Source organism: Vibrio sp. 1288, assembly GCF_033344475.1.
This window is the reverse complement of the sequence record NZ_JAWPOX010000015.1, coordinates 33,983-60,768: the sequence shown is the minus strand read 5'-3', so window position 1 is coordinate 60,768 and position 26,786 is coordinate 33,983. Positions and strand designations below refer to the sequence as shown.

The following is a 26,786-nucleotide window of genomic DNA, read 5'->3' as shown; positions in this document are numbered from 1 at the left end:
ACAGAATAGACAAGAAGCTATTTTAAAACATTAGGCCCTTTTAGCTTAGTCTTAGGGACGAATTTACAGCACTACACGTTATGTTTAACGATAAGCTCCCCTATTCCTCTTAATTGAGCATTATGCAGCAATTTAAAATTCCGTTAGAATTGCACTTCAAAAACTTCAATGCGAAGAATTCTGGACATTGATACGGACATAAGTTCAAGAGTTAACATAACGCAATAGCAATCTCTTACTAATTATTTTGCATCGAGACATTGGCATACTCCCGAAACAAACCCTTCTACTCTAAAGGTTTTGTTAATAACAGTTGCCATGCTTGTTAGTTATTCTCGTTGAACTCAGTATCTTGAAGTTGTTTGAATATATAAATTTAAAAAAAAGAGACATAAGATGCACAAAAAACTCATCATTCTAAGCTTGCCTATTCTATTAGCTGCATGTGCGGCACCAAAGTATACGGTAGAAACAATCTCGAAAGAAAATCAGAGCAAGGAAATCACCATCGTAAAAGACAACGCCACGCGAGATGTTTTCTTAGATTCGATGCAAGACTGGTGTTTGGATACCGCCCATAAATGCACAGTCGTAAGCGACGGCACGCCTCCTGTTAGCTCTGAGCTAACACTTACTTACGTATCACGCTGGAGCTGGGATTTTAGAACATTTATCGCTGATGCTCAGATCAAAGCCTACAAAAATAACGAAAAAGTAGGACAAGTTGAATTTAAAGCACCAAACAGCGCGAATCCAGATAAATGGGGTAAAGACAACAAACGAATCATTTCGATGATGGATCTGTTATTCGGTAAACAAACCGTGAGTGAGGCTCAATCCAAGATTAAGCTGGGCGAAATGTAATGAGCCGAACAATTGCCCATTTAACAAGCATCATATATTTGTAGAGAAAGATAGGAATGTTTAAGTGACTGAAGTCAAAACCATTGGGCTTTTCTTTATAACCGCCATTGCAGAAATATTAGGCTGCTACTTACCTTATCTCTGGTTAAAGGAAGATAAGTCAGTTTGGCTTTTGGTACCAGCAGCGCTATGCCTTGCTATGTTTGCTTGGCTTCTATCTTTACATCCTACCGCAACTGGCAGAGTTTATGCCGCTTACGGTGGTGTCTATATTTTTGTCGCAATTCTATGGTTGTGGTGTATCGACGGCGTTCGACCAACGCTCTGGGACATAGTGGGGGTTTCTGTCGCTATGCTTGGCATGTCAATCATCATGTTTTCACCCAGAGCATCCTAAACGTAACCGAGGGAAACCCTTACGCTTAGTATTTTGGCTATGTGCTAGATTTATTGATTAATAACATTATGACGTAATTGCTACATAGCCAAAGTACGCTTGGGCTTCACCCCAAAACAGCGCTATTTATAGGAGATACTAATGAACCATGCAGTGAAGGCAAGATTTGATGAGTATCCAAAACATGTGCGTATTCGGATAGAAGAGCTACGAAATATCGTCTTAACTATCGCTTCTGAATTAAAACTGGGGGAAGTTGAAGAATCTCTAAAATGGGGAGAGCCAAGCTACAGTGTGAAAACAGGTAGCCCGGTAAGGATGGATTGGAAACAGAAAACGCCTAGTCGTTATTATCTGTTCTTTAATTGCCAAACTAAGCTCGTCGACACATTCCGCGAACTGTATAGTGACTCACTTGAGTTTCAGGGTAATCGAGCAATAATTCTATCTTTATCAGCACCTTTGCCAGAAGCTTCAATCAAGACCTGTTTAGAATTAGCATTAACCTATCAAAAGCGAAAGAACTTACCTCTTTTAGGTATGTAAGATCGCTTAATAAAACTATTTACGGCCGATTAACCATATTCAACTACTCTACCTTTGTATCCTTTTTAATGCTTCCGCAGTAAAGTTTTAGATTAAGTGGTCACGTTAATAGCGCCGTAACCAAACTAGTAATATCGAAATAAAGAAGAGTTTATGAAATCAAAAATCTTGTTCTTACTTATGATTGGAGCTCATTTCAATGCTTTTTCAGCGACGAACTATCAAGTCAATGTGGTAGTAACAGAGCCTCAATCAACATTCATTTTTCCGACTTTTGAAATATCCTCTAAAGGAAAAAGCAAAACCAGTTTTGTCGACGGCTGCACGTACTTAGGGACCCTTTCAGAACCGAGCAAAAATAGTATACAGCTTGAAGCTACCATGTCATGCAACCAAGATGGCTCTACGTCAAGGATGGAAATGCCGGTATTTGTGCTCAACTCCGAGGGTCAAAGCGCGAGTTATGATCTTGTAGAAAACGGGATCGTGATGTGGAAATATTCTGTAGAAGTTAAGCCGTCACTTAAAAAGTGATATATCAGAAATACTAAAGTAACAATCAGCACTATTAACCGCCGTTTAAGTGTAATAGGTATATTCTTTACGACTTAATGACGTTACTTGTTGCCGCAAGTCTCCAACTCATGTACAAAGCAGCCCTAATTTTAATAGGAGCTAAGTGGCATGAATTTAATTGTACGTCAGGTAACTTTAGGTGATGCTGAAGGCATTACAAACGTCCTCAACCCCATCATTATTGAAGGTTTATACACTGTATTAGATACGCCTTTCACACCTGAAGAAGAAAAAGAGTTCATTACTCATTTCCCAGAACGGGGCGTGTTTACAGTCGCTTTATCCGAAAATAGCTCACAAGTCATAGGTTTCCAAAATATCGAGCCATTTGCACAATATACAAAAGCTTTTGACCATGTTGGCATAATTGGTACGTTTGTTAGTGACGGTGCTCGTGGCCAAGGTGTGTCTAAACAGCTTTTCAAATCGACATTCGAAGTAGCCAAACAAAAGGGTTACGAAAAACTATTTGCGTACGTTCGCGGCGATAATGAGCGAGCGTTATCAGCCTATCTCAAACAAGGCTTCGAAATCGTAGGGACCGCGAAGAAGCATGCAAAAGTTCGTGGGAAATACGTAGACGAAGTCCTCATTGAGAAGTTTTTGTAGGTGTTAAGTCGCTAAACACTAAGCACGCATATAAGAACATTTGAACCAAGACTCAATTTCCGTCGTAGAAATCTCTTTTCTAAAATAGGTTATTTGAAATGAAACTGACCTCGGAAACTGAGTCAAGAATAATAGAAATGGCATGGGAAGACCGCACCCCATTTGAGGCTATCGAATTTCAATTTGGTTTGAATGAATCCGACGTGATTCAGTTTATGCGTAGCCGGCTCAAATCAAGTAGCTTTAAATTGTGGCGTAAAAGGGTTTCGGGGCGCAATACAAAACACAACAAGCTACGAAACTCAGACATCATTAGAGGTTATTGCCCAACTCAATATAAGCCGCGATAGCGAACTGCACTTGGCATAAATTTTTATTACGAATCGCAACATTTATCGCCCTACCTTTGAACCAACTTCATGATTGGAGGGGAATAGTCACCACTTAATTCAACCTAGGTGTTTCAGGGCGATAATAAATTCAATGGGAGTCATCTTAACGTCCTCAGTCGCCATCAAACTAATGATTCCACAGAAAAGATTGATACAAAACGCCCACTAAAAGTAACTCAGATTAAGGCGTCATTTAATCCGTGTATCAATCTCTTTTACCTTCTGTTTAGGCACTAGAATCACTAACCTTCTATTTTATCTTTGAAGGCACAGATAAAAAGCTGCATGATTAAAAAGGAAAAATAGCGGATAACGGTTTAACAAGCACTCGGAGCTTGGAGGCAATTTTGAACAAATTACTTATGATGTTTGCGTTGGTTTCTTTACCTTGCTTGGCTTCTGATGATGTTGAAGATCCCTGCAAAGTAAAAGGCGGGGGCGTTATGGCTGGTTATCAGTGTGTAGAAAAGAAGATGGAATCTGCAGATAAAGAGCTTAACGAAAGTTACAAGGAAGCAATCGCTAGAATAGGTGAGGAAGAAAAAGCACTAAGGAAAACATGGTCTCAGACCGAACTGGTAGAGCCATTTCGAAAGGCCCAAAGAGCTTGGCTAAAATACAGAGACGCCGAATGTGAATTTACGGGCCTGTCTTCCACACCCTCACCCTGGCAAGGTGTCCAGATTGAAGAGTGTAAGTTAAGAATGACGTTAGAACGCGTCGAGTACTTCAATGGAGTATACGTAGGCTAAACGGATTACATCTAACAAAGCACTTCAATAAGATTCGCAACTCTTGGCAATTTCAGTTTAAATGTACTCGGTGTTTAAGATGCAAACGTTCAGGTTGAGTGGTCGCTCCGCTTACTACTTAACCCTGCGTTGTGCGTAAAGCTAATATGGGTGTGAAATAATTATGGAAAAAGACGATTTAGTTGGGCTAGTAGTTAAGTATTTCGAGAAAATAGATGCCGGTGATCCTAGCTATCTGGATCTATTCTCAGAGGATGTTGATTTTTTCTTTCCTAAATTTGGGCAAGCGAAAGGAAAGAGTGCCTTAGTGGAGTTTGGCAATAGGATTGGTAGCTCGTTGATTAGTATCTGGCACGACATAGACGGCTTTCAAATAACGACTGCTGGAAACAAGGTCATTGTTGAAGGACAGGAAGGCGGCGTAATGAGTGATGGTACCTCTTGGCCGGACAACAAAGTTTCCACAGGGCGTTTTTGTAGTGTATTTGAGTTTGAAGGAAAAATGATAAGTCGTATGTTTGTGTACGTAGACCCTGACTTCCCGAGTCGAGATTTTGAGAGAATTTCCGTGCTGTCAGGCGAGAGCAACGTGCGACAAACTGTTCAAGCCTGAATACTACCGCTACCGCATAGCATCTTTGTTATGCGGTAGTATTCGTAGTTAAGGTGTGTTAAGGGCTTTGATATCGCTTTACTCACACCTTATCAGTGCGTTAGCTATATTCCCTTACTGATAGAAATGCTACTTTCTTCAATCGTCCTGTATTATGATAATGAAAAAGATTGCACTAATTTTAAAATTAAAATGAACCAAAAATTTTTTCTAAAACTACTCCCTGTCCCTTTTCTTCTAACCGGTTGCCAGTCTACGCAAAGCCAGCTTCAGCCTATACCTGAAAACGTATTATCAAACCTATCGACTCAATGGGCAGTGGTAGAGGCCTGTTTTCACTCCGATGCTTATAGCTTAGAGCAATCCGTAAACTATCGAGAGGCCATTAACTATTCTTTTTCTACTTGGCTAGTCGATCAGTCCGATATCGATCAGTCTGTAAATGAAGCTCGTGTAGCGTTATCAGAATATCAGTCTCAGAATGATGGTTTAGGAACAACATGTAAGGATTGGCACCTACCCTTAGAATCTGGGTTGCGAGAAGTTAACAATCACAAGAATCAAGTGGCGATAAACCAGCAGCGAGCACATGAAATACATAAAGCAAACGCTTCTAAACCTGTGACGTATTCAACACCAGCATCTACTTCGACTAGTAATGTTGTTCACTGTTACAAATTGGAAGACGTTAGCTTGAATAAGAACATTCAAACCTTTAATGGAATGATATGCCCTATAGGCTGGCTTAAATATTATGGCTATTAATGTATTTGATTAATACAGTACTTAAGAATGAACTCTAAGTTTAATTTTTAGTTCAAGATTGGGTTTCTTGTTTACAATGTTATGTTTCCAGTTGGATTACCGTATTCGAATAGATTGACGAAGTTAATCAATATATGTGTATTGATGCTTACTTTTTATCGAGTTATCTTTGTTTGATAGCCATTAAAACGAGTAAGGAAACAAAGTGACTGTGTTAACAAAAGGCATACACCACGTAGGTTTAACCGTATCTAACCTAGAAGCAAGCGCGAAGTTTTTCACTGAACAATTAGGTTGGAGTGAAGTAAAAAGAAATCCAGGCTACCCGGCAATATTTGTGAGTGATGGGCATATCATGCTTACACTATGGGCGGCTAAGGCTGATGCCGCCACTCCATTTGACAGAAAAACGAATATTGGTTTGCATCACTTAGCTTTACTCGTAGAGACTGAGAAGCAACTCTATGAGTTGCGTGATCAATTTATGGCGTCGGGAATCGAAATTGAGTTTGGTCCCGAGCTTGTTAAAACAGGACCCGCAAAACATTTAATGTGTTACGACCCAAGTGGTATTAGGGTTGAGTTTTTCTGGGCGGGCTCATAAAACAAACATAACAAAGTTTTATAATAGGGATTTGGTACACATGGCATTGTTAGTTTGCACCGCCTTTGGTGTTTAAGGTGCTCAGCAGAAGCTTGCGTATTGAATGCCCCTCCCCTCCTACTACACATTTTGCGACTTACGAGTAAGTCCAAAAGGATAAATGTTATGTATAAAATCGGCGTTGTTTTATTTGATGATTTCACGGATGTCGATTTCTTTCTTATGTATGACTTGCTAGGGCGCACAACCGACAGTTGGACAGTAAGTATACTTGGAACTAAATCTGAACATCATTCCCACCTCGGTATGAAAGTTAAAACAGACGGACACCTTTCTGAGGTGACGAATCAAGATGTCGTTCTTATTACAAGCGGCAAACGGGGTATTCCAGCCGCTTTAAAAGATGCTGAATTTATGTCAGCGTTGAATCTTGATCCAAATAGGCAGCTAATAGGTTCGATTTGTGCGGGATCATTCATCCTCCATGAACTCGGTTTACTAGAAGGCAAGCGATTAACAACAAACCCAGATGCAAAGGCTGTTCTACAAAGTATGGGAGGAGATGTTCAGGATCTGCCTCTCGTGATAGACGGTAATGTAGCGACGGCCGGTGGCTGCCTTTCACTGATGTATCTAATTGGTTGGTTAACAGAGCGGCTATTTGACTCAAACAAACGAAAAGCTATACAAAATCAATTGATACCTGCTGGGCAATTAGAGCTGTTTGAAGAGCTTATTGCCACAACTATTCAATCAGCAGAGTTAGCAAGCTCGGATAACAAGGCGTTAAATAATCATTCATAACATGTGGTGTTTTACATTACGTTAGTTTTAGTGTTTAGGGTAAGTCACACACCAGTCTTGTGTGACTTACCCTTGAACATAACGCCACTTGGGGAAATTAACTTACAGGGAGTAAATCAATTGGTAAAAATGTACGGTTCTGAAGAGACAAGAGCGTTTTGCTGTAATTGTAAAGAAGTAACGCTACATCGGTACGAAAGCTTCTCTAAAGCACAGGAAAAGACCGAGAAAAAAGCTAAAGGTTTCTTCTCTGGTCTATTTGCAGCAATAATTGGCTCATTAATGGAAGGCGAAGCGACTGGTGACTACAAATGTACAATATGCGGCACTAATCTTCACACGCCAGATAATTTAGATTAGTAGTCAGTGTCTCTAGTGCCACAGCAAGTGGCACGCAACACAATTTATAGACGGCTCTAGTGGGTTTGAAGCGTATGCACCTTATGCATTGGCATTTAGGGTTTTGAGGTTGTGTTGCGGATCAGGTAGTGCGCTTTTATCTTTAACAAGGGGCTAACGCAGAGCAAAAACAAGGACAAGAAAAGAAGTAGTTTTATTTGAGTATTAATGAATTACAGACACAAAAAAGCCCACCAAAAGGTGGGCTTTTCTAAAATTTGGTGGGTCCAGGCGAACTCGAATCGCCGACCCCTACCATGTCAAGGTAGTACTCTAACCAACTGAGCTACGGACCCAAATTTTTATGTTCCTAACCATTCAATTCAGAATGGTGCGTCCGAGTGGACTCGAACCACCGACCCCCGCCATGTCAAGGCGATACTCTAACCAGCTGAGCTACGGACGCTTTTCTCTGGAACGACGAGGATATTAGCTATAAGCGAACGACGGTGCAAGCACAAATTTACCAACTTTGAACCGTTTGGCGAAAATGTAAACTCAACACGCGTTTTCAGATGATTTTATCGACAAGGACTGAGCCTGCAGGGTTTAAAAGTGTGATCTATATAACTTTTATTATCTCACTTAATTGTCGTAAGGCACTTCACTGAGCATCCAAATCTGTAAGGTTTGCGATACCTTAGGGCAAGTGCCGAACAAAATCTGATATTTAGGTTTAAATGGTTCGCTGATATAGGTTGTACGGATCAACTCTCCTGTTTTGACGTCTACTTGAGTGCTCACCCTGCCTTTGAAGTTTTGAAATATGACAAACTGCTCACTGTGGTAAACCATTTGCTCTCGGTAAAACAAGAAATGATCTTGGGGTGTCTCTGTCAATTCACACTCCAGTGGTTTCAAATTAGGTATCGCACTAACATTCGATGCGATGAACAACGCCGATAAAATCCATCCGTATCGCATATGGCTGCCCTATTCTGCCCTCTTTTTCAAAGTATAGGCCCTGCCTTGATGACTGATACAAAAAAGGCTTTGATCATCTCTAATCAAAGCCCCTTGTTTCTGCTGGTTAATTGTCGTGTTTAGTCGTCCGCCTCAAACACAACGTTATAATTTTCGGTGTATGTACAATTCGGCTGACGGCTACAAGTAAAGAAACGTCTCCCTTTGAACTCACCTTGGCTTGCGGTTTTAATGATCATCGGACTGCCGCATTTTTTACAAAAACGCACTTCTTTATCGGGCTCAATCAAATCAATGTGTGCCGCAAGCAAACGACGTAATCGCCCAACTTGATAACTGTGCTTTATCGAAGCGCCAATTAAAGGCAGGTTGGCCGTCTTACAAACATGAATCAATAACTTTTGTCTTTCTATCTTACCCTTGTTTAGCTCCTGCCCATTATCCAATTCAACGATAACGCGCGGCTCTAGTGTCCTTGGGTCACAAATAACGTAATCAAAATAGCTTCGAGATATACGGTTGTTCGCGACAAAAAACTGCTTCTTATTTTTGATTTCTTTTGGCGTAACCAAACTGGACATGTTTACTTTCGCGAATACTACGGCATGCTCCCCTACCGCCGCTCTTAACGCATTATAGAACGCACCCTCTTGACCTCTGAGCAGAGGGCCTTTCGAGCGATAAGGATAATCACGCGTGTCATCGTGCTTAATCACGTACTTTTGAATAACAAAGAAGAATAAAACCAGAAGAACAACAATGATAAAAATGTTGGTCATAAATAAAGTGCATCCAAAACAACTCGTTGCTCAAAGCGTAAATGGAAATGTTATGCAGAGCAACAAAACCTCGCAATTTTGAGGCGCCACGACGATAGCGAGAAACAGAAAATTTTGCTCACCAATAAAAACGAGCCAATCACACACTTGGATTGGCTCGTTTAAATTTTGTTAATACATTATGTATGCTAAGAATCAACTATTAGCGTCTGGCTGATTCTCTGGCATCGCATCAATAAAAGCTGGCAGTTGATTGCATGACTGCACAACAGCGTTAATGGTTGGATAAAGAGAGGTATCTACACCAAAGCGTTGTGCGTTATAAAATTGTGGTACCAGACAAATATCGACAATAGATGGCGAGCTTGTCAGGCTAAACTTGCAATCACCATTTAGTTTACGATGCTTCTGAAGTTTCTCTTCTAATGCTGTAAAACCTTTGTGGATCCAGTGATGAATCCAAGCGACTTTGCGCTCTGGTTCGCAAGCTAGCTCCCCCTCTAAATACTGTAGAACTCTTAAGTTATTCAGGGGATGAATCTCCATTGCAATATCCTGAGCCAAAGCTAGCGCTTGGTATCGAAGCGGCGTTTGCTTGGGGATCACAGTGACATCCGGGTAGTGTTCTTCTAAGTATTGAATGATCGCCAGTGACTGGGTTAACTGAACCTCCCCATCCACCAGCAAAGGAACCAGTTCAGAAGCGTTTAACTCATGGTACTCGTCACTGTGTTGTTCGCCACCATTGCGCACCAAGTGTACCGATTTTGAATCATACGATAACTCTTTAAGATTCAAGCAAATACGCACACGATACGCCGCCGATGATCGCCAGTATCCGTATAAAATCATGCTATCGCTCATATCGTCTCCCAACCAGCATTGTTAGTGCTTGAGATATTGGCTAACTTGTTGGTCAATCGAGCCGAATATGTTGTTGCCATCCGCATCGAACATTTCCAATCTGATTGAATCTCCAAACGACATGAAGTTAGTCGACGGCTTACCATCACGAATGGTTTCAATCATGCGAACTTCCGCGATACATGAATAGCCAACGCCACCTTCTTCAATAGAAGTGCCATGTTCCGTTCCCTGCTTGTTGGATACCGTACCTGAGCCTATAATCGCCCCAGCAGATAGCGGGCGCGTTTTAGTCGCGTGAATAATTAAGTCTGCGAAATCAAACGTCATATCGATACCTGCATTCGGGCGACCAAACGGCTTGTGGTTGTAGGTCGAGACCAATGGTAAATGCACTTTGTTTTCGTACCACGCATCGCCTAGTTCGTCTGGTGTTACTGCCACAGGAGAAAACGCAGAAGAAGGTTTAGATTGGAAAAAACCAAACCCTTTAGCTAATTCTGCGGGAATTAGCCCACGCAGTGAGACATCATTCACCAGCATGATCAAACGAATCGACTCCTGAGCCTCTGCAACACTCGCGCCCATTGGTACGTCACCAGTTACCACAGCAACTTCACCTTCGAAATCAATACCCCATTCATCACTCGCAAACTCGATGTTGTCACAAGGTCCAATAAAGGCATCAGAGCCTCCTTGGTACATCAACGGGTCCGTCCAAAAACTCTCTGGCATTTCAGCGCCGCGAGCTTTTCGAACCAACTCAACGTGGTTTACGTAAGCACTGCCATCAGCCCACTGATAAGCGCGAGGAAGCGGCGACTCACAGTAGTGCGCTTCAAACTCTTCATACCCTGCAACCGTGCCATTGTTCAGTGCAACGTATAGCTCTTCCAGTTGTGGTGCTAGCGTATCCCAGTTATCAAGCGCCACCTGCATCGTCGGTGCTAAGTTCATAGGGTGGAAAATTTCTGTCGCAGGTACGCAGCGCGTTAAGTCTTTGCTCACGACCATCAACAAACCGTCACGAGTGCCATTTTTCTTGGTTGCTAATTTCATCCTTGCCTCTTACTTCTCTTGCCAGCTATAGACGTATTCTTTGTTTTCTACTTTTTCCAGCTCATCCGAAAACTGAAGTGCGTGACGCGTATCAATCATGACCGCGACTTCGTCGGCAAAAGTCTTCTTATGCTCTCGCCCTGCCTTGAAAGCTTTCGGGTGAGGGCCATGTGTAAAACCTGCTGGATGGAATGTCACCATACCCGCTTCAATGTTGTCACGACTAAAGAAGTCACCTGCATGGTAGAACAAGACTTCGTCATAATCGTCATTGTTGTGGTAGAACGGTACTTTGAGCGCTCCAGGATCACTTTCAATTGGACGAGGAACGAAGGTGCACACCACAAATCCTGATCCTACAAATGTAGTATGTGCAGAAGGCGGTAAATGGTAACGATGTGACATAAGTGGACGAATATCACGCCAGTTCACTTTTACTACCGCCAAATCACCATGCCACCCAATCGCATCCAGCGGGTTGAATGGGTAAGTGATAACACTGACTTTATCGTGGCGTTTCACCTGAACCTGTGTTTGATTCTCAGAATATTGAGCACGGAACTGATCGTTGATCGACGGCGTTTCTAAAACCGCTGGATCAAACACCGCGTGGTTTCCAACCATGCCTTTTTCGGGCAATGTATAGGCCGCATCGGTGTTTTCAATCATCAGAATGAACATCGGCTCGCTTGGTTCTAAACGCCAGCTCGTTGAGCGCGGGATCATGACATAATCCCCTTCACTTACTTTCAAATGACCATAATCACAGTAGAGATCTGCCGTACCTTGGTGGATGAATAGCAGTTCGTCGCCATCCGCGTTTCTCACCAAGAAGTCCATTTTTTCATCCATACGCCAAACACGAACTTTACAATTCGCGTTGTGTAATAGATGCGGGACTGCCCAAGGGGTAATATGGCTGGCTTTCTCGACTAGATTAAAATCAAATGCTCGTGGACGTAGCTCGCCTTCCCACTCAGACCACCCCGTTGGGGCATGTTGATGATGAAAATGTGTTGCGGGGCCGAAGAAGCCACTTCGACCTGCCTCACGTTCATAAATTGCCTCTTCCGGGAAGTCAGCATGCGCTTGTTTAGAGCACACTCCCTCCCGGTGAGGGAATGTGATCCATTTATGCATCGCTCAATACTCCTCGTCGAATTTGGTCTTCTTCTATCGACTCAAACAACGCTTTAAAGTTACCCTCGCCAAAGCCTTCATTGCCTTTACGTTGGATGATTTCGAAGAACACAGGGCCGATAACGGTTTGAGTAAAGATTTGTAGCAAGATGCCATCTTTCGTTGGCGCACCATCAATAAGAATCTGCAAATCACGAAGCTTGCTTACATCTTCACCATGGCCTTCAACACGCTGATCGACTTTCTCGTAGTAAGTATCTGGCGTTGGCATAAAGTCCATGCCGCGCTCACGCAATGTTTTGACCGTTTCGTAGATGTCGTCTGTGGTCAATGCGATGTGTTGAATACCTTCGCCATTGTATTCACGGATAAACTCTTCAATCTGCGATTTATCATCTGACGACTCATTGATAGGAATTCGGATTTTGCCGCAAGGTGCGGTCATCGCACGGCTGACAAGACCAGTCAGCTTACCTTCGATATCGAAATAACGAATTTCGCGGAAGTTACCAATGCGCTCATAGAAACCTGACCAGACATCCATGTTGCCTTGCTTAACGTTGTGCGTTAAGTGGTCGATTTCGTAAAGACCAACATTCGCTTTTGATAAACGCTCATCAGCATCATCATAAAAACGAAAATCGACATCATAAATGCTCTGCTTTCCATAACGATCGACAAAATAAAGCAAGCTTTCACCGATGCCATAAATAGCAGGAATGCTAAGCTCCATCGGCCCAATTTCCGTTTTATATTCTTTACCGCCATTCTCTAACGCATGCGCCAGAGCAACGGTGGCGTCTTTCACACGAAATGCCATGCCACAAACCGACGGACCGTGAACTTTGGCGAATCCCTCAGCTTGGCTATGCGGCTGCGCATTCACAATAAAGCTAATGTCACCTTGTCGATATAACCACGCTTCTTTTGAGCGATGCTTTGCAATCTCCGCAAAACCTAACGATATAAACAGATCTTTAAGCTGTTGAATGCCTTTGTTGTCAGCAGCGGTATATTCAACAAACTCAAATCCGTCTGTTCCTAGTGGGTTATATGCATCAACCATGACTTTCTCCTTGTCTCAGTAGCTTTTGTTTGGACTTATTTTTCTAACTTGGCGCAGGTCTTGAGAAATTGGAATACGTGGGGAGAAATCTTTATCTTGGCGATTTTTACGCATAATTGTAAAATATATGTTACACATAGAGAGCCCGTCGAACCCACTTTCGTAAACATCAAACAAACTGCTTATTTTCAATATATTAGATTGATATTTTCGGCTTTACGCCACCACATAAAATGTAAACAAGTTGTTACTTTGGCATTTTATCTTGGCAACGTAGCTCAAAAAGCAAAAGGGGATGGAAAGTCTATTGCACCCTATCTCTATCCGATTTATTCATTTGATCCTGCAAAACATCAAAAGTAATGTTTCGTGACGCTTCATACAGTTCGAAAGGCTCATCGGTCAGAATCGTGTCATGGATACCCCTTTATTGATTCACCTCAGTTTTATTCAAAAGTAACTGTGCCATAAGTGGTGCTCTGTTCCCTATCGAGCCGAGCCACAAGGCTTCACGCTCGATCAGAAAAAGAGACATCTAATGACACACATCAATCAAGAACGCTTAGTTGAACACTTTTGCCAACTAGTACGTATCGACAGCGAATCAAAAAACGAAAAACAAATTGCAGAAACACTGGCAGAACAGCTAGGCGAGCTAGGCTTTACCGTACGCAAACTTCCAGTACCTGAGCACATTTCTAACGGTTTTAACGTGTACGCCCGTTTAGACGGCAAAAAAGACGGCTCTATTCTAATGAGCTGTCATATGGATACGGTCACTCCAGGTATTGGCATTGAGCCACTCATCGAAGACGGCGTTATCCGTTCAAAAGGCAATACGATTCTTGGTGGCGATGATAAATCTGGTATTGCTGCCATCATGGAAGCCGTTCGTTGTATTCAAGCGGAAAACCGTGAGCACAAAACGTTAGAACTTGCTTTCACCGTGTATGAAGAAGGCGGTTTATTCGGTTCACAATACTTCGATATGTCACACGTCACTTCAACGGAAGCAATCGTGTTAGATACGGGTGGCCCTATTGGCACCATTGTGACCGCAGCCCCAGGCCAGCAAAAGATCATGGCAAAAATCAAAGGTCGACCAGCACACGCAGGGCTTGCGCCAGAAGAAGGCATCAGTGCGATCATGGTGGCGGCAGATGCCATCAACCAAATGAAGCTGCTTCGAATCGACGAAGAAACGACAGCCAACATCGGTATGGTTAACGGCGGTCAGGCCACAAACATTGTTATGCCTGAATTAAAAATCGTGGCAGAAGCACGCTCCCTGAATGGCGATAAACTAGATGCTCAGGTCAATCATATGATCTCAACATTAGAGTCTGTCTGTAAAAAACACGGTGCAGAAGTCGAAATTGAATCTAGCCGAGCCTACGACGCTTTTGTTATTGAAGAAAACCACCCACACGTAAACGCTATAAAAGCAGCGTTTTCAGAGTTGGGCATTGACGCCTTCACAAAAGGCACTGGCGGCGGTAGCGATGCCAACAACTTTAACAAGAAAGGTCTCACAACTGTCAACCTTTCAACTGGCATGGCAAAAGTACACACGACAGAAGAGTTTATCGCGGTAAGTGATATGGTCAAAATCACTGAGTTCGTGAAACATTTCCTAGTCAGTTAACGTCGTGCCTTTTGAAGAGCAGACTGACTATCTTCCCCTTCTAGCCTGTGCTTGAAGGGGATTTTAATTTGTATCGAAGCAAAATTACTTCCCGTCATGCCAACTTGATATCAGATCTTCAAAGAAATTCCCCTAGCTCACTTTTTGAGACCAGACAGCTCAACACCCGACACCCTGTTACAGTAATGTTAAAACTCGATTGTGCAGACAATTTATACAATATACATTTTTGGCATCTTTCAGGATGAAAAGAGTGAGACAAGGATGAAATTACCTAAGTTGCTTTTATTAGCGTCGATGATGAGTCCAATACTGGCAACATCAAGCTATGCCGCACCGTATCCCGCAGGTGTGACCCTCGATGAGATACAAGAAATTACGCTAAACAATGGAGCTGAAGTTACTTCTATTGACCCAGCCAAGCAAGCCGCAGAGCCCGCTTTTAATCTCGGTCGAGACCTGTTTGAAGGTCTGGTCATTCAAGATAAGCAAGGTAAAACCATTCCTGGTGTTGCTGAGTCTTGGTCAGTCAATGACAACAATACGGTTTATACCTTCCACTTACGTGATGCAAAATGGTCAAATGGCGAAACGGTCACTGCACAAGATTTTGTCTACAGCTGGCAACGCTTACTGAATCCAAGCACTGCTTCACCCTACGCTTGGTTTGCGGCCATTCCAAAGATCGAAAACTCGCAAGCGATTATGAAGGGCGACGCCGCACCCGAGTCTTTGGGCGTGAAGGCGCTGGATGAAAAAACGTTCCAGGTAACACTAGAAGAGCCTATTCCCTTCTTTACGAAACTATTAAGTCATCCAGTGCTTGCCCCCGTTCATAAAGCGACCATTGAAAAACATGGCAACCGTTGGACCCAGCCAGAACATATAGTTACAAATGGTGCGTTTACTGTCTCTGAATGGAAAGTTAACGAAAAACTGGTGATGGTTAAAAATCCACATTATTGGGACGCAAGCAATGTAGTGCTGGAAAAAGTCACCTGGCTACCAATTGGTGATGCAAACGTAGTGCTAAACCGCTACCTAGCTGGTGAGATAGACCAAGCGGTTTCCATTCCTGCCGCTCAGAAGAAAAAGTTAATTCAACAACGCCCACAAGAAGTGGCAAGCACCAGTGCGTCTCTTGGCTCCACATTCTATTACCTCAACACTCAACAAGGGCCAACAAAAGACGTGCGAGTTCGTAAAGCCCTCTCATATGCCATTGACCGTCAACTGTTAACGAGTGCTATTTTGAGAAACGGTGGGGTTCCAATGTATACCCTTGTGCCACCTCAAACAGATGGTTTTAAATCTCACACTCCTGAGTTCGCAACTTGGAACCGCCATAAACGTATCGAAAAAGCGCAGCAATTACTGTCAGAAGCTGGATACGATAAAAGCAATCCGCTTAAGTTAACGTTTACCGTACCAACTTTCTCGATGGACGTAAAAATGGCAACCACCATGGCAGGCATGTGGAAAAGCCGATTGGGTGCGCAAGTCACGATAAAACAGCTAGAACCGAAAGTGTTCTACGCACTTAAAGAGCCGACCGACATTACTCGCGGCGGCTGGACGGCCGACTACAATGAAGCCTCTACATGGTTGGATATCTTCGTTTCTAGTGGCGAGTACAACGATTCTCGTTATAACAACCCGCAATACGACGAGTTAATGGCTCGCTCAAAGACCATGAGCAACCCATCAGAACTGTATCTACAAGCAGAAAGCATGCTGATTGAAGACATGGCCATTATTCCTATTTATCGTCCGGGTAACGATCAATACCTCATCAAGCCTTACGTGGGCGGCTACGAACTGACAAACCCTGAGTCGTCGTACTACCGCAAGAATGTCTATGTAAAAGCCCACTAAAAGCATGTTTTCGGTCTGAGTCGGCAAGTTCAATGTTTACTTGCCGTTCCTCATATCTCTCGGTGGAGAAGGCAACCTGAGCTCAGACCATTTTTTTATTCATAACCGTTCGAAGTGATTTCGGATGACCAAAGGATGATGGATCATGATTTGGTACATTGTTAAGCGATTAGCTATCGCTATCCCCACGCTTCTATTCATCGCACTCGTATCATTTTGGCTGATGCACATTGCACCAGGGGGGCCATTTGATATGGAACGGCCTATGCCAGAGGTGGTACGGGCGAATATCGAAGCAAAATTCCATTTGGACCAGCCCTTCCTTACTCAGTTTTGGATTTACATTGGTAATTTCATACAAGGAGATCTCGGTCCGAGCTTCGTTTATCAAGACTTCAGTGTTACACAGCTCGTCGCACAATCATGGCCAGTTTCAGCAGTATTAGGCGTACTCTCCTTTTGCATTTCCGTTCCACTTGGCATGTTGCTTGGCACCATTGCGGCATTGAACCGAAATAGCCGCCTAGATTACGGCCTGATGACACTTTCGATGACTGGAGTTGTGGTTCCGGCTTTCGTACTTGCTCCAGTTTTAGTCATGATCTTCGCCATTCAGCTCGGCTGGTTCCCTGCTGGTGGTTGGGAAGGAGGAAAGCTGGCTTTTCTTGTTCTTCCCGTGCTCAGCCTGGCGATTGGCTCCATTGCGAGTATTGCACGCGTCATGCGTGGCGCAATGATTGAAACGCTCAACCAACCATACATTCGAACGGCAAAAGCCAAAGGTTTGTCCACAACCTACATTTTATTCCATCACGCTTTGCGACCATCCCTGATTCCCGTCGTTGCGATGCTCGGCCCTGCGTTTGTTTCTGTCGTGACAGGCTCGGTGATTATCGACATTTTCTTTGGTACAGGTGGCATGGGACAACACTTTGTGTCTGGGGCTCTCAACCGCGACTACGGCCTAGTAATGGGCATTACTCTGATTGTCGCTTCACTCACTATCTTCTTTAACCTTGTGGTCGACTTGCTATATACGATTATCGACCCTCGTATACGCGTTTAGGAGTCCGGCATGTTAACGATAAAAAAACTGGATACACAAGCTCTTCAAGATCAAGTCGTCGACAATATTGAAGCCGTCGAAGGTCGCAGTCTTTGGCAGGATGCATGGACTCGATTTCGTAAAAACAGAGCCGCGATGACATCAGTGTATGTTTTGGCTTTCATTACCTTATGCATAACTTTCGGCCCCTCTCTTGCCGCTTTTGGCCATGATGAAATTGACTGGGAAGTGCTCATCGATCCATACGAGCTAGGGAAACCTTCACTGAGCAGTGGCCATTACTTTGGTACCGATGATCTCGGGCAAGATGTTTTCGCTCGCACGATGCAAGGTGGCAGGCTCTCTATTTTGGTGGGCTTTGTCGGGGCCTTAGTCGCCGTTGTTATTGGTACGATTTGGGGAAGTATTTCCGGCTATCTTGGCGGCGTTGTCGATAGCGTAATGATGCGCATTATTGAGGTGCTCGATTCGGTGCCATTTATGTTTATGGTTATCCTGTTTGTTACCCTTTTTGGCAACAACATCTACCTGATTTTTATCGTGATCGGAATGGTATCTTGGCTGGGCATTGCCCGTGTTGTACGTGGTGTCACCTTCGGTCTAAAAAAGCGAGAGTTCATCGAAGCCGCACACTCTATTGGGGTTTCTAAATTGACAATTGTCCGACGCCATGTTCTGCCTAATGTTCTTGGGATCGTGATGGTTTATTCCTCCTTAATGGTACCAGGATTCATTATGTTCGAATCGTTTTTAAGCTTCTTAGGGCTTGGTGTTCAACCACCAGACACGAGCTGGGGGATCCTGATTTCCGAAGGCGCAAAAACAATTGACGTTGCATTGTGGATGCTGCTTTTTCCCTCTCTGTTTTTAGTTGCCACCCTCTTTTGTTTTAACTTCATCGGCGATGGCTTGCGTGATGCTCTTGACCCGAAAGACCGATAAGGACAAACCCATGCTATCTATTGAAAACATGAACGTGCGCTTCGATACGCCAGATGGGCAAGTGCAAGCGGTCAGTAATCTCTCCTACTCGATTAAAGCGGGCGAAACTCTTGGGATTGTTGGGGAATCAGGTTCGGGAAAAAGCCAATCTGTTTTCGCATTAATGGGGTTAACCGCGGACAACGGCGCCGTGTCTGGAAGCGCAATGTTCCACGGTGATGATTTACTCGCGATGTCGAAAAAGCAGCTCAACCGCATCCGTGCAGAGAAAATCGGAATGATCTTTCAAGATCCGATGACGTCACTTAATCCATTCATGAAAATTGGCAAGCAGCTTTGTGAAGTTCTCATGATTCATAAAGGAATGAGCCGAAAACAAGCAAAAATTGAATCGATTCACATGTTGGATGCGGTGCGTATTCCCTCTCCCGAAACTCGGATGAATCAATACCCTCAAGAATTATCTGGCGGAATGCGTCAGCGAATCATGATAGCGATGGCGTTGTTGTGTAAGCCCGAGTTGTTAATTGCAGACGAACCAACCACCGCATTAGATGTAACCGTTCAGGCTCAAATTTTGACGCTATTACGAGACTTACAACAAGAGTTCAACACCGCAATTTTACTGATCACTCACGATATGGGCGTCGTCGCCGAGATGTGTGATCGCGTATTGGTCATGTATGGTGGTCAAAAAATGGAGCAATCAGATACCGAGACATTGTTCGCTCAACCTGCGCACCCCTATACTCAAGGCCTGCTAAAGGCGATTCCTTCCATCACTGAAGATATGCCGCGTTTACCAACCATCCCAGGTAACCCACCAAGTGCGTTGATTAACCATCAAGGGTGTCCGTTTAGAGAGCGGTGCGAGCATCGAGAGACGCGTTGCCAATACGAAACCCCACGGTTTTCTCCATTAAACACGAGCCAGTCCATTGCCTGTCACGTTAACGCACCCAGTGTTATCACTCCTATTCAAATAAAAGCTTAAGGAGGCATTATGAATAAAAGAGAAGTCCTCATGTCTGCTCGTGATTTAAACGTCCACTTTCCTGTTTCGCGTCACCTTATTCCAAGTCAACGTAAAATCGTGAAAGCGGTCAATGGTATCGACTTAGATGTTTATCGAGGTGAAACACTTGGCATTGTGGGGGAATCAGGCTGCGGAAAATCAACGCTTGCACGCGCCTTACTTCGCTTAATTGAACCTACACATGGCGAGTTGACTTGGAAAGATCAAGACATGCGCGGGTTTAGTAAGAAAGAGCTTTCCTCTCGACGTAGAGAATTTCAGATGGTGTTTCAAGACCCATCCGCTTGTTTGAATCCGAGATTAACCATCTCAGAATGCATCGCCGAACCACTGCTCACCCACGAGCCACAACTTAAACGGGCAGAGGTAGAAAAGCGTGTCATCGCTATGATGGATAAAGTGGGTCTCTTGGCGAGCCAGCGAAACCGCTATCCACATGAATTTTCCGGAGGTCAATGCCAACGTGTGGGTATTGCCAGAGCATTAATTCTCAATCCAGATTTGGTCGTGTGTGATGAACCCGTTAGTGCGCTAGACGTCTCCATACAAGCTCAGGTCATCAATCTTCTAGATGATCTTAAACAAGAAATGGGGTTAACACTGGTGATGATTGCGCACGACTTAAGCGTGGTGCGCCACATCAGCGACCGCGTTATGGTGATGTATCTTGGTAAACCTATGGAAGTAGGACGTTACGATAAAGTATTTGATGATGCACAACACCCCTACACCAAAGCACTGTTATCTGCTGTCCCGATAGCTAATCCGCAATTAGCACGTTACCGTGAAATACAACTATTGCCCGGCGACCTTCCTTCTCCACTTAATCCACCGAGCGGTTGCGTTTTTCGTACTCGATGCCCAGAAGCAACAGAAGTATGTGGGCAACAGAACCCAATAAAAACAGGCTCGGAGCAGCATCATATCTATTGCTCAAATATGACTTTAGGAACCATTTAATGAACAATACTAACTCAGTAAACCAACGCCTTACGTTATTGCGTGAGGCAATGTCCTTTCATAACGTGTCTGCATATATCGTGACCAACAATGACCCACATAACAGTGAATACTCAGCGGATCATTGGTTAGCGCGAAGCTGGATTTCAGGTTTTACCGGCTCAGCAGGCGATGTCGTCATTACCCAACAAGGTGGTGGCCTGTGGACTGATGGTCGTTACTATATTCAAGCTGAAGAACAGTTACACGGCACAGGACTTGAACTGTTTAAAGCCAAACAACCAGAAACGCCGACAATTGCCAAATGGCTGGCTACCACGCTCCCAGAAAACAGTATTGTCGCGGTTGACGGGCGCGCCATCAGTTACGCTTTTTATCAAGGCCTCAAACAAGCCTTTGAAGCGAAAAACATTAAGATCATTCTCGACCTAGATTTGCTCACACCGATTTGGCTTGAAAGACCACCTCGCCCAAGTGCACCCGTATTCGAGCACACCACCGCTTTTGCTGGCGTCGACACAGAAAATAAGTTAGCGAGAATCCGTTCTTGGTTAACCGAGAACCAAGTAGATAGCTTATTAGTGTCAACGCTAGATGATGTCATGTGGACAATGAATATTCGAGGTGGTGATACGAATTACTGCCCAGTTTCTGAAGCCTATCTAGTCGTAGAGCAATCACTTGCGACACTGTTTATTGATAAAGCCAAACTGCCTCAAGACGTTGAAAGAGCGCTGACCGAGCAGAGTGTACACATTCGCCATTACAACTACGTAAGTCAGTATTTGAATCAGCAATGTGAGGGATTATCGCTCGCTTTTAACCCGACCCACACAGACAGCTTATTGGTGAGTTCGATTGAAGGGAATGTGAATCTAAAGCCAATGGCTTGCCCTGTAACGGCAATGAAGGCCATAAAAAATGCGACCGAGCTAACTAGCCTAGAACAGGCATTAACAGATGATGGTGTGGCAATCGTAAGGTTTATGAACTGGCTCGAAGAGCAAGTTCCAAGCGGACTCGTTACAGAATTGTCTGCTGAGGCACAACTGAATCACTATCGCCGTCAAACCCGACATTATGTGAGTGACAGTTTCCGCACTATCGCAGGCTTCGCAGCTCACGGGGCAAAAATGCATTATGCCGCCGATGAAGAAAGCAATGCGGCAGTCAATGAAAGCAACTTCTTTCTCGTCGATTCTGGTGGCCAATACCTTGGCGGGACAACAGACATCACCCGTACTTTCCACTTCGGGTCACCGACCATTAAGCAGCGCAAAGATTATACCTTGGTGCTCAAAGCGGTCATCCGACTGACTCAGACTCGATTCATGAAAGGCTCTACGGGTGCCAATCTTGATATCATGGCGCGTGGCGTCTTATGGCAACATGGTATTGATTACAAGTGCGGCACTGGACACGGCGTGGGCATTTGCTTGAATGTTCACGAAGGCCCACAAAATTTCTCGCAAAGCCACCATGAGGTTGAGCTAAAACCGGGTATGGTCATTACTAATGAACCAGGCGTTTATCGCGAAGGTGAGTACGGGGTAAGAATAGAGAACATTCTTAAAGTTGTAGAAGTAGAACAAAATGAGTTCGGCACGTTTTACGGTTTTGAGACCATCACTCTTGCTCCAATTGCGACCAACGCCCTTGATTTATCAATGCTAGATCAAGCAGAGCTAGACTGGCTCAATCATTACCATTCACGAGTCTATCAAGCACTTAGCCCTTTTCTTGATACGCAAGATAAAAACTGGCTTCAACGCACAACCCAACTTATTGAGAAATAGGATATCAGCAAGCTTTATAACGTTTTCATTTTCATCTCAAACTCCTTGTTTGCCAGCCTTCGGGCTGGTTTTTTTATAGAGATAACGGCGTGAAAAACAAAAACGCCCCGCAATGTTAGCGAGGCGATCAATTAAATTAAAATGATGCAGTTAAAATGCCCTACTGACGACACTTCTGAGCATCAAAATCAACGACGATGGCGGCATTCTCAAAGTCACCAGAGACTTTAACGTAGCCCCAGTAGTTACTCTGATTTGACAACGTAATACACTCTCCATTACCAATATTATCTGACCACCCGTGAAGATTAGCACCATCCGGCCAACCAGAGTTACTGTATTCAAGCTTTAGGTTGCCCATACCGTTCCCCGTCGTTATCGCCAGATTTGAGCTCTCATTCACCGCTGGCACGCTCAGCCAAATGGTTTGTTGATTTGCCAAGCAAACAGGCTCTCCTGCTGTTAGGCGCCCACCGCTTACTTTACTTTGCACCGCGCAGTCTTGTGGCAATGTGTCATTACCGCCCAACGTTGAGATAACAACACTATGAGTGGCGGTTGCCGTCAAGCCTTCACTGTCTGTCACACTTAGACTGACCGAATACTCCCCTTCACTCCCATATTGGTGCGTCGGCTTGGTTTGTGTACTTGTCGAGCCATCACCGAAGTCCCATAAGACGCTGACGATCTTCCCGTTTGGGTCTGTACTGTTTTCACTGCTAAATGTAATGCTTTCACCGACTTTCCCCTTGTTGTTTGCGGTTATGACTGCATTAGGTGCACCATTTGAGACAAGGGCTTGCTGCCACTGCTCAAACTCACTTTGATATAAATTCGCCCATTGGGTGATCGTTGCTTTGTAATTGCTCCAATTCCCTTGGCGTGTTTCCACCAGCATTTGGTTTACGTCATCTTTATGATTTTCAAACATAAAACGTACAGCTAAGTACCCCCAACGATAAATTCGATCGACATCAAACCCATCATAAGTAGTCTCGAAAATCTCACTTAAGGTATATGTCGAGCCGTCTAAAATCGTCTCAAGTGCTGCTTGGTTGTCATTTTCTTGAGCGACATACTCTGCAATGCCTTCACTCCACCACACTATTTTTTCAGTTGGATGACTAAACCCTCCATAGAGATCAAATCGACCATCTAAGTAATGCACGTATTCGTGCTCTAAGTTCCAGACAAAGTGATCCGCGTTCGCATAAGAGGCTTCATAAGCAATAAAGTTGGGAATATTCCCCGGCTGGGAAGGATCGCCTTCCAAGTACATACCGCCATTGTCAGTACTAATATCGAAAATTGGCCCTGCGTACTTACCATAATCGGTGCTTGAATCGAAGATATTGACTTGGAGCTGAGTATTGTGGTCATCTTTTACTGGCTGTTCACCAGTTTCTAATGACTGATGAAAGTAACCCTCTTCGTAACCCATTTTAGAACATGCGGCCGCGTGTTGCTCTTGCGTCATATTCTGGGACAATATTCGAATTGTTGGACTACAAGTATAAGTTTGCGATAGCACTAAGCCTTTTAGCTCAGTTTCGAAATTACAAATTCCGAACTCACTACAATCTGCGTAATATGAGGCAGTGTCCGCCGCCGCAAGCCAAACCGCGTCACCCCGACCATACATTTCATACTGTTCAAAGATTCGACTCAGCTGACTCTTCACAACAGAACTCGCGTTACCCGTATACTTGGTCAAACGCCCGAGCTCTCGCCCCGCATTCGCGGCCATGAACTCATCTTCAGCACCGATTGATGATGCCCTCAGAGCAAAATCGCCTAAAGCTTTGGCAAGGTCCGTTTGGTTGCCAATTATTTGCACAAATTGCTCGTTCCACTGCCCACCAAACAAAATAGTGAAAACACCGTTAACTGCATTGCGCATATACCAGTGCTGGGCGTATTGATCATTCCAACGTGTAAGCCACTGGGTCACTTGCGGTAAGTACGCGTGCTGCAAGCCCGTACTATCCATAGTGATGATGACTTCACTAAGCACTTTGCCGTGACGGTCGCTGTTCTCATAGAAGTTTGCGTTATTAACAAACGCATCCACGGATTCTTTCACCGCTGGGGTAACCCATTCAATAAATGAGATGTTGTCATTGTAAAACTCGGCGTAATAACCCGCGCGCAAGTATAAGAAAAACGTTTCGAGTTCATCGCTCCCGCCACCTGTATACCCCTTCGCCAATGTCGTAGTGCGCTTCGCAATGTTGTACATATGATCGGAGCTAAATACCGACTCCTGAATCCGACTTTCAGCAGAGAATAACTGGTTCACGCACGTCGCGCCCTGACTTAAAATTTCGCTGATCAATTGGTTACTGCTTTCGGTAACCAATGCTTCCAAATCACAAGCAGTGCTCGACTCATCAAGGCTTTCAAGTGACTGTACTCGAGTTGCCTTGGAGGGCTGAATAGGGAGAGTTGCGGTTGGTTGGTATTCAACTCGATTGGATTCAACACCGTGTGTATGAGCCGAATGTGCATGTTGCTCTGTAACTTGAGAAACTGGCTCGCTTAACGCAAATACGCCAGTGCTGGTTAATGTTGTCGCAATCGCGACACTCAAAGTCTTCAGTTCCATCTAATTTCTTCTATATTGAGTTTTCCTTAAATGCATTACGTCTTTTGCATCGCCACTGCCCTTATTACTGCAAGAGCATCTCCATATAATCTACTCGCAAGACAAGATGAAACATTTTGTTAACAACTGAACGTGACGGTGTCAGTTTTTGGTACTCGAGTTGCCGTTGCACGAGCTTGCCAGAAATCGATTTGCTTTAGTAATATTGATCAACTAGTTGTTTATCTTTCCATTCAAATATCTTTTATTGCTCCTCACAAAAGCGATAAAATGGTTTCTTCTCTTTTTGCTAAACAACTCCTATGACCGACGCTGATATTGAGCTACAACACCTTTGGTTAGAAGTGCAAGCCGAACGCTGGCAAAACCTGCCACGCTTTTTATTCAGTTACTACTGCTACAAGCACAACCTTGTCAGTAAAGCCAACAAAGTTTGCTGGGAGACGGCACGTGCAAACCTGCCCGCTTCAACATCAATAAAAGAGCGAAAAAACGCGGTGGTTGAACCGTTAGTCTCTGAGGAAACCGTCGTTGGGTTATTGAAAGCCATCAGCAAAGACGGGGAAATGACGTTTGACGTGGTGGGAACCACACTTGATGCGTTTTTACACTATGTTGTGATTAGCAAGGAAGAAAAAGCGCGACTTAAATCAAACATGCCAGCTAGTTGGTATCAGCAATCAAACAAGTCGCCTTTGGCACGTTTCGAGCAAGCTGGCATTAAGCTACAAGAGTGATATGTCAGTCATCGCTGACGACAAACACAAAAGAAAAGCGCCTACAATGAGGCGCATTTGATCAAAAATTGAGGTGCCCCTAAACAAAAGTGTAAAGTGACCAACAAAGAAAAAGTCTGGTTATTCTTGAATGCCTCGAATGCGTACATTACGTCTACGTAAAACTTCTAATGTCACGAGCAAACACACCGACATAAAAATCAGCAACGTAGCGACCGCCAATATGGTCGGACTAATTTGCTCTCGAATTCCTGACCACATCTGCCTCGGAACGGTTTTTTGTTCTGCCCCAGTCAGGAATAACGCCACCACAACCTCGTCGAACGAGGTGCCAAAAGCAAACAAGCCGCCAGATATCATCCCCGGACGAATCAGCGGAAAGGTAATGTGTCTGAAAGTATAAACAGGGTTTGCTCCTAAGCTAGCCGCCGCTTTTACCAAGCTATGGTCAAAGCCGCTTAACGTCGCAGTAACGGTAATGACGACAAAAGGCGTACCTAACGCAGCATGTGCCAAAATGACGCCTAAATAAGTTTGTGATAAGCCAAGGCGTGTGTAGAAAAAGTACATCGCAGCAGCAGAGATAATGACTGGTACGATCATGGGTGAGATCAACAGCGCCATAATCGTATTGCGAAAAGGCAAGTTACTACTTGCTAAACCCAACGCCGCCAGAGTTCCTAGCCCTGTTGCAACGAGTGTCGCCATAAAAGCAATAAACGTGCTGTTTTTCAGCGCCAACAGCCACTGATCACTAGTAAACATTTCTTGATACCAGCGAGTAGAATACGCTGCCGAGTCAAGGTTTAACATCCCCTCGGTAAAAGTAAAGTAAGGCGTTGCATTAAACGATAACGGGATGATGGTCAGAATTGGAGCGATTAAAAAGAACAGCACCACCCCACAAAAAGCTAAGTAACCTGCGTAAGCAACTCGCTCTACTTTTGATGCATATTTTGGTAATGCCATGG

Annotated in this window: 28 protein-coding genes and 2 tRNA genes; 20 read left to right on the top strand and 10 right to left on the bottom strand. The window is 44.1% G+C overall.

Annotated features, from left to right (window positions below; translation table 11 throughout):
* The first annotated feature begins 396 nt into the window (after positions 1–396).
* The 12 genes from R8O11_RS13040 to R8O11_RS12985 all read left to right on the top strand — a co-directional run bounded on the left by R8O11_RS13040 (position 397) and on the right by R8O11_RS12985 (position 7,282).
* Positions 397–864: an Sbal_3080 family lipoprotein gene (locus R8O11_RS13040; protein ID WP_005385757.1), complete on the top strand. Its 468-nt coding sequence runs from the start codon at positions 397–399 to the stop codon at positions 862–864.
* A gap of 64 nt (positions 865–928) precedes the next feature.
* Positions 929–1,261, top strand: a complete 333-nt coding sequence (locus R8O11_RS13035) for a YnfA family protein (protein ID WP_005377819.1) — start codon at positions 929–931, stop codon at positions 1,259–1,261.
* A 141-nt stretch (positions 1,262–1,402) separates the two neighbouring features.
* Positions 1,403–1,807: a DUF1801 domain-containing protein gene (locus R8O11_RS13030; RefSeq protein WP_017633973.1), complete on the top strand. Its 405-nt coding sequence runs from the start codon at positions 1,403–1,405 to the stop codon at positions 1,805–1,807.
* Positions 1,808–1,960: 153 nt separating this feature from the next.
* Positions 1,961–2,341 carry a hypothetical protein gene (locus tag R8O11_RS13025; protein WP_318194206.1) on the top strand — a complete coding sequence of 127 codons (381 nt, stop codon included), beginning with the start codon at positions 1,961–1,963 and terminating at the stop codon, positions 2,339–2,341.
* Positions 2,342–2,491: 150 nt separating this feature from the next.
* Positions 2,492–2,992, top strand: coding sequence for a GNAT family N-acetyltransferase (locus R8O11_RS13020; protein WP_053306918.1), 501 nt, complete (start codon positions 2,492–2,494; stop codon positions 2,990–2,992).
* A gap of 98 nt (positions 2,993–3,090) precedes the next feature.
* A complete protein-coding gene (locus tag R8O11_RS13015) occupies positions 3,091–3,342 on the top strand; it encodes a TIGR03643 family protein (RefSeq protein ID WP_005377824.1) in 252 nt (83 codons plus the stop codon).
* A gap of 404 nt (positions 3,343–3,746) precedes the next feature.
* Positions 3,747–4,136: a lysozyme inhibitor LprI family protein gene (locus R8O11_RS13010; RefSeq protein ID WP_065274430.1), complete on the top strand. Its 390-nt coding sequence runs from the start codon at positions 3,747–3,749 to the stop codon at positions 4,134–4,136.
* 163 nt (positions 4,137–4,299) lie between these two features.
* Entirely contained in the window at positions 4,300–4,749 is a 450-nt protein-coding gene (locus tag R8O11_RS13005; RefSeq protein ID WP_005377826.1) for a nuclear transport factor 2 family protein, read from the top strand.
* 126 nt (positions 4,750–4,875) lie between these two features.
* Complete coding sequence (locus tag R8O11_RS13000; protein WP_054865570.1) at positions 4,876–5,514, top strand: hypothetical protein; 639 nt, start codon at positions 4,876–4,878, stop codon at positions 5,512–5,514.
* Between the two features lie 205 nt (positions 5,515–5,719).
* The gene (locus R8O11_RS12995) at positions 5,720–6,118 is read left to right on the top strand and encodes a VOC family protein (protein WP_005377827.1); all 399 of its coding nucleotides are present in this window, start codon (positions 5,720–5,722) and stop codon (positions 6,116–6,118) included.
* A 165-nt stretch (positions 6,119–6,283) separates the two neighbouring features.
* Entirely contained in the window at positions 6,284–6,922 is a 639-nt protein-coding gene (locus tag R8O11_RS12990; RefSeq protein ID WP_005377828.1) for a DJ-1/PfpI family protein, read from the top strand.
* 129 nt (positions 6,923–7,051) lie between these two features.
* Positions 7,052–7,282: a hypothetical protein gene (locus tag R8O11_RS12985; RefSeq protein WP_005377829.1), complete on the top strand. Its 231-nt coding sequence runs from the start codon at positions 7,052–7,054 to the stop codon at positions 7,280–7,282.
* A 258-nt stretch (positions 7,283–7,540) separates the two neighbouring features.
* Here the strand turns inward: R8O11_RS12985 and R8O11_RS12980 are convergent.
* The 8 genes from R8O11_RS12980 to hppD all read right to left on the bottom strand — a co-directional run bounded on the left by R8O11_RS12980 (position 7,541) and on the right by hppD (position 13,153).
* A tRNA-Val gene (locus R8O11_RS12980) sits at positions 7,541–7,617 on the bottom strand.
* 33 nt (positions 7,618–7,650) lie between these two features.
* Positions 7,651–7,727: transfer RNA gene (locus R8O11_RS12975), tRNA-Val, on the bottom strand.
* Between the two features lie 179 nt (positions 7,728–7,906).
* Positions 7,907–8,245, bottom strand: a complete 339-nt coding sequence (locus tag R8O11_RS12970) for a hypothetical protein (protein ID WP_318194205.1) — start codon at positions 8,243–8,245, stop codon at positions 7,907–7,909.
* Between the two features lie 119 nt (positions 8,246–8,364).
* Positions 8,365–9,024 carry a DUF2726 domain-containing protein gene (locus tag R8O11_RS12965; protein ID WP_005377831.1) on the bottom strand — a complete coding sequence of 220 codons (660 nt, stop codon included), beginning with the start codon at positions 9,022–9,024 and terminating at the stop codon, positions 8,365–8,367.
* Positions 9,025–9,219: 195 nt separating this feature from the next.
* Positions 9,220–9,888 (bottom strand): maleylacetoacetate isomerase, encoded by a 669-nt coding sequence (gene maiA, locus R8O11_RS12960; protein WP_170893845.1) that lies wholly within the window; start codon positions 9,886–9,888, stop codon positions 9,220–9,222.
* A gap of 21 nt (positions 9,889–9,909) precedes the next feature.
* Complete coding sequence (locus tag R8O11_RS12955; protein ID WP_005377833.1) at positions 9,910–10,947, bottom strand: fumarylacetoacetate hydrolase family protein; 1,038 nt, start codon at positions 10,945–10,947, stop codon at positions 9,910–9,912.
* Between the two features lie 9 nt (positions 10,948–10,956).
* On the bottom strand, positions 10,957–12,087 hold the full coding sequence (locus R8O11_RS12950) for a homogentisate 1,2-dioxygenase (protein ID WP_017633969.1): 1,131 nt from the start codon (positions 12,085–12,087) through the stop codon (positions 10,957–10,959).
* A complete protein-coding gene (gene hppD, locus R8O11_RS12945) occupies positions 12,080–13,153 on the bottom strand; it encodes a 4-hydroxyphenylpyruvate dioxygenase (RefSeq protein WP_005377835.1) in 1,074 nt (357 codons plus the stop codon). The genes R8O11_RS12950 and hppD overlap by 8 nt, the downstream gene beginning before the upstream one ends.
* 538 nt (positions 13,154–13,691) lie before the next feature.
* Between hppD and R8O11_RS12940 the strand changes: the two genes are divergently transcribed.
* The 7 genes from R8O11_RS12940 to R8O11_RS12910 all read left to right on the top strand — a co-directional run bounded on the left by R8O11_RS12940 (position 13,692) and on the right by R8O11_RS12910 (position 22,473).
* Positions 13,692–14,798 carry a M20/M25/M40 family metallo-hydrolase gene (locus R8O11_RS12940; RefSeq protein WP_025766746.1) on the top strand — a complete coding sequence of 369 codons (1,107 nt, stop codon included), beginning with the start codon at positions 13,692–13,694 and terminating at the stop codon, positions 14,796–14,798.
* Positions 14,799–15,062: 264 nt separating this feature from the next.
* Complete coding sequence (locus R8O11_RS12935) at positions 15,063–16,673, top strand: peptide ABC transporter substrate-binding protein (protein ID WP_238970304.1); 1,611 nt, start codon at positions 15,063–15,065, stop codon at positions 16,671–16,673.
* Between the two features lie 145 nt (positions 16,674–16,818).
* On the top strand, positions 16,819–17,739 hold the full coding sequence (gene oppB / locus R8O11_RS12930) for an oligopeptide ABC transporter permease OppB (protein ID WP_005377838.1): 921 nt from the start codon (positions 16,819–16,821) through the stop codon (positions 17,737–17,739).
* A gap of 9 nt (positions 17,740–17,748) precedes the next feature.
* Complete coding sequence (locus R8O11_RS12925) at positions 17,749–18,681, top strand: ABC transporter permease subunit (protein ID WP_005377839.1); 933 nt, start codon at positions 17,749–17,751, stop codon at positions 18,679–18,681.
* A gap of 10 nt (positions 18,682–18,691) precedes the next feature.
* A complete protein-coding gene (locus R8O11_RS12920; RefSeq protein ID WP_318194204.1) occupies positions 18,692–19,675 on the top strand; it encodes an oligopeptide/dipeptide ABC transporter ATP-binding protein in 984 nt (327 codons plus the stop codon).
* Positions 19,676–19,684: 9 nt separating this feature from the next.
* The gene (locus tag R8O11_RS12915) at positions 19,685–20,677 is read left to right on the top strand and encodes an ABC transporter ATP-binding protein (RefSeq protein WP_239938899.1); all 993 of its coding nucleotides are present in this window, start codon (positions 19,685–19,687) and stop codon (positions 20,675–20,677) included.
* Positions 20,677–22,473: an aminopeptidase P family protein gene (locus R8O11_RS12910; protein ID WP_318194203.1), complete on the top strand. Its 1,797-nt coding sequence runs from the start codon at positions 20,677–20,679 to the stop codon at positions 22,471–22,473. Before R8O11_RS12915 ends, R8O11_RS12910 begins: the two co-directional genes overlap by 1 nt.
* Before the next feature lie 160 nt (positions 22,474–22,633).
* Here the strand turns inward: R8O11_RS12910 and R8O11_RS12905 are convergent, their stop codons facing one another.
* Complete coding sequence (locus R8O11_RS12905) at positions 22,634–25,078, bottom strand: collagenase (RefSeq protein ID WP_318194202.1); 2,445 nt, start codon at positions 25,076–25,078, stop codon at positions 22,634–22,636.
* A gap of 302 nt (positions 25,079–25,380) precedes the next feature.
* Between R8O11_RS12905 and R8O11_RS12900 the strand changes: the two genes are divergently transcribed.
* Positions 25,381–25,815 (top strand): hypothetical protein, encoded by a 435-nt coding sequence (locus R8O11_RS12900; RefSeq protein ID WP_033905164.1) that lies wholly within the window; start codon positions 25,381–25,383, stop codon positions 25,813–25,815.
* Positions 25,816–25,935: 120 nt separating this feature from the next.
* On the opposite strand, the gene R8O11_RS12895 is transcribed toward R8O11_RS12900, so the two are convergent.
* Positions 25,936–26,784, bottom strand: coding sequence for an ABC transporter permease (locus tag R8O11_RS12895; RefSeq protein WP_138939941.1), 849 nt, complete (start codon positions 26,782–26,784; stop codon positions 25,936–25,938).
* Positions 26,785–26,786 lie beyond the last annotated feature (2 nt).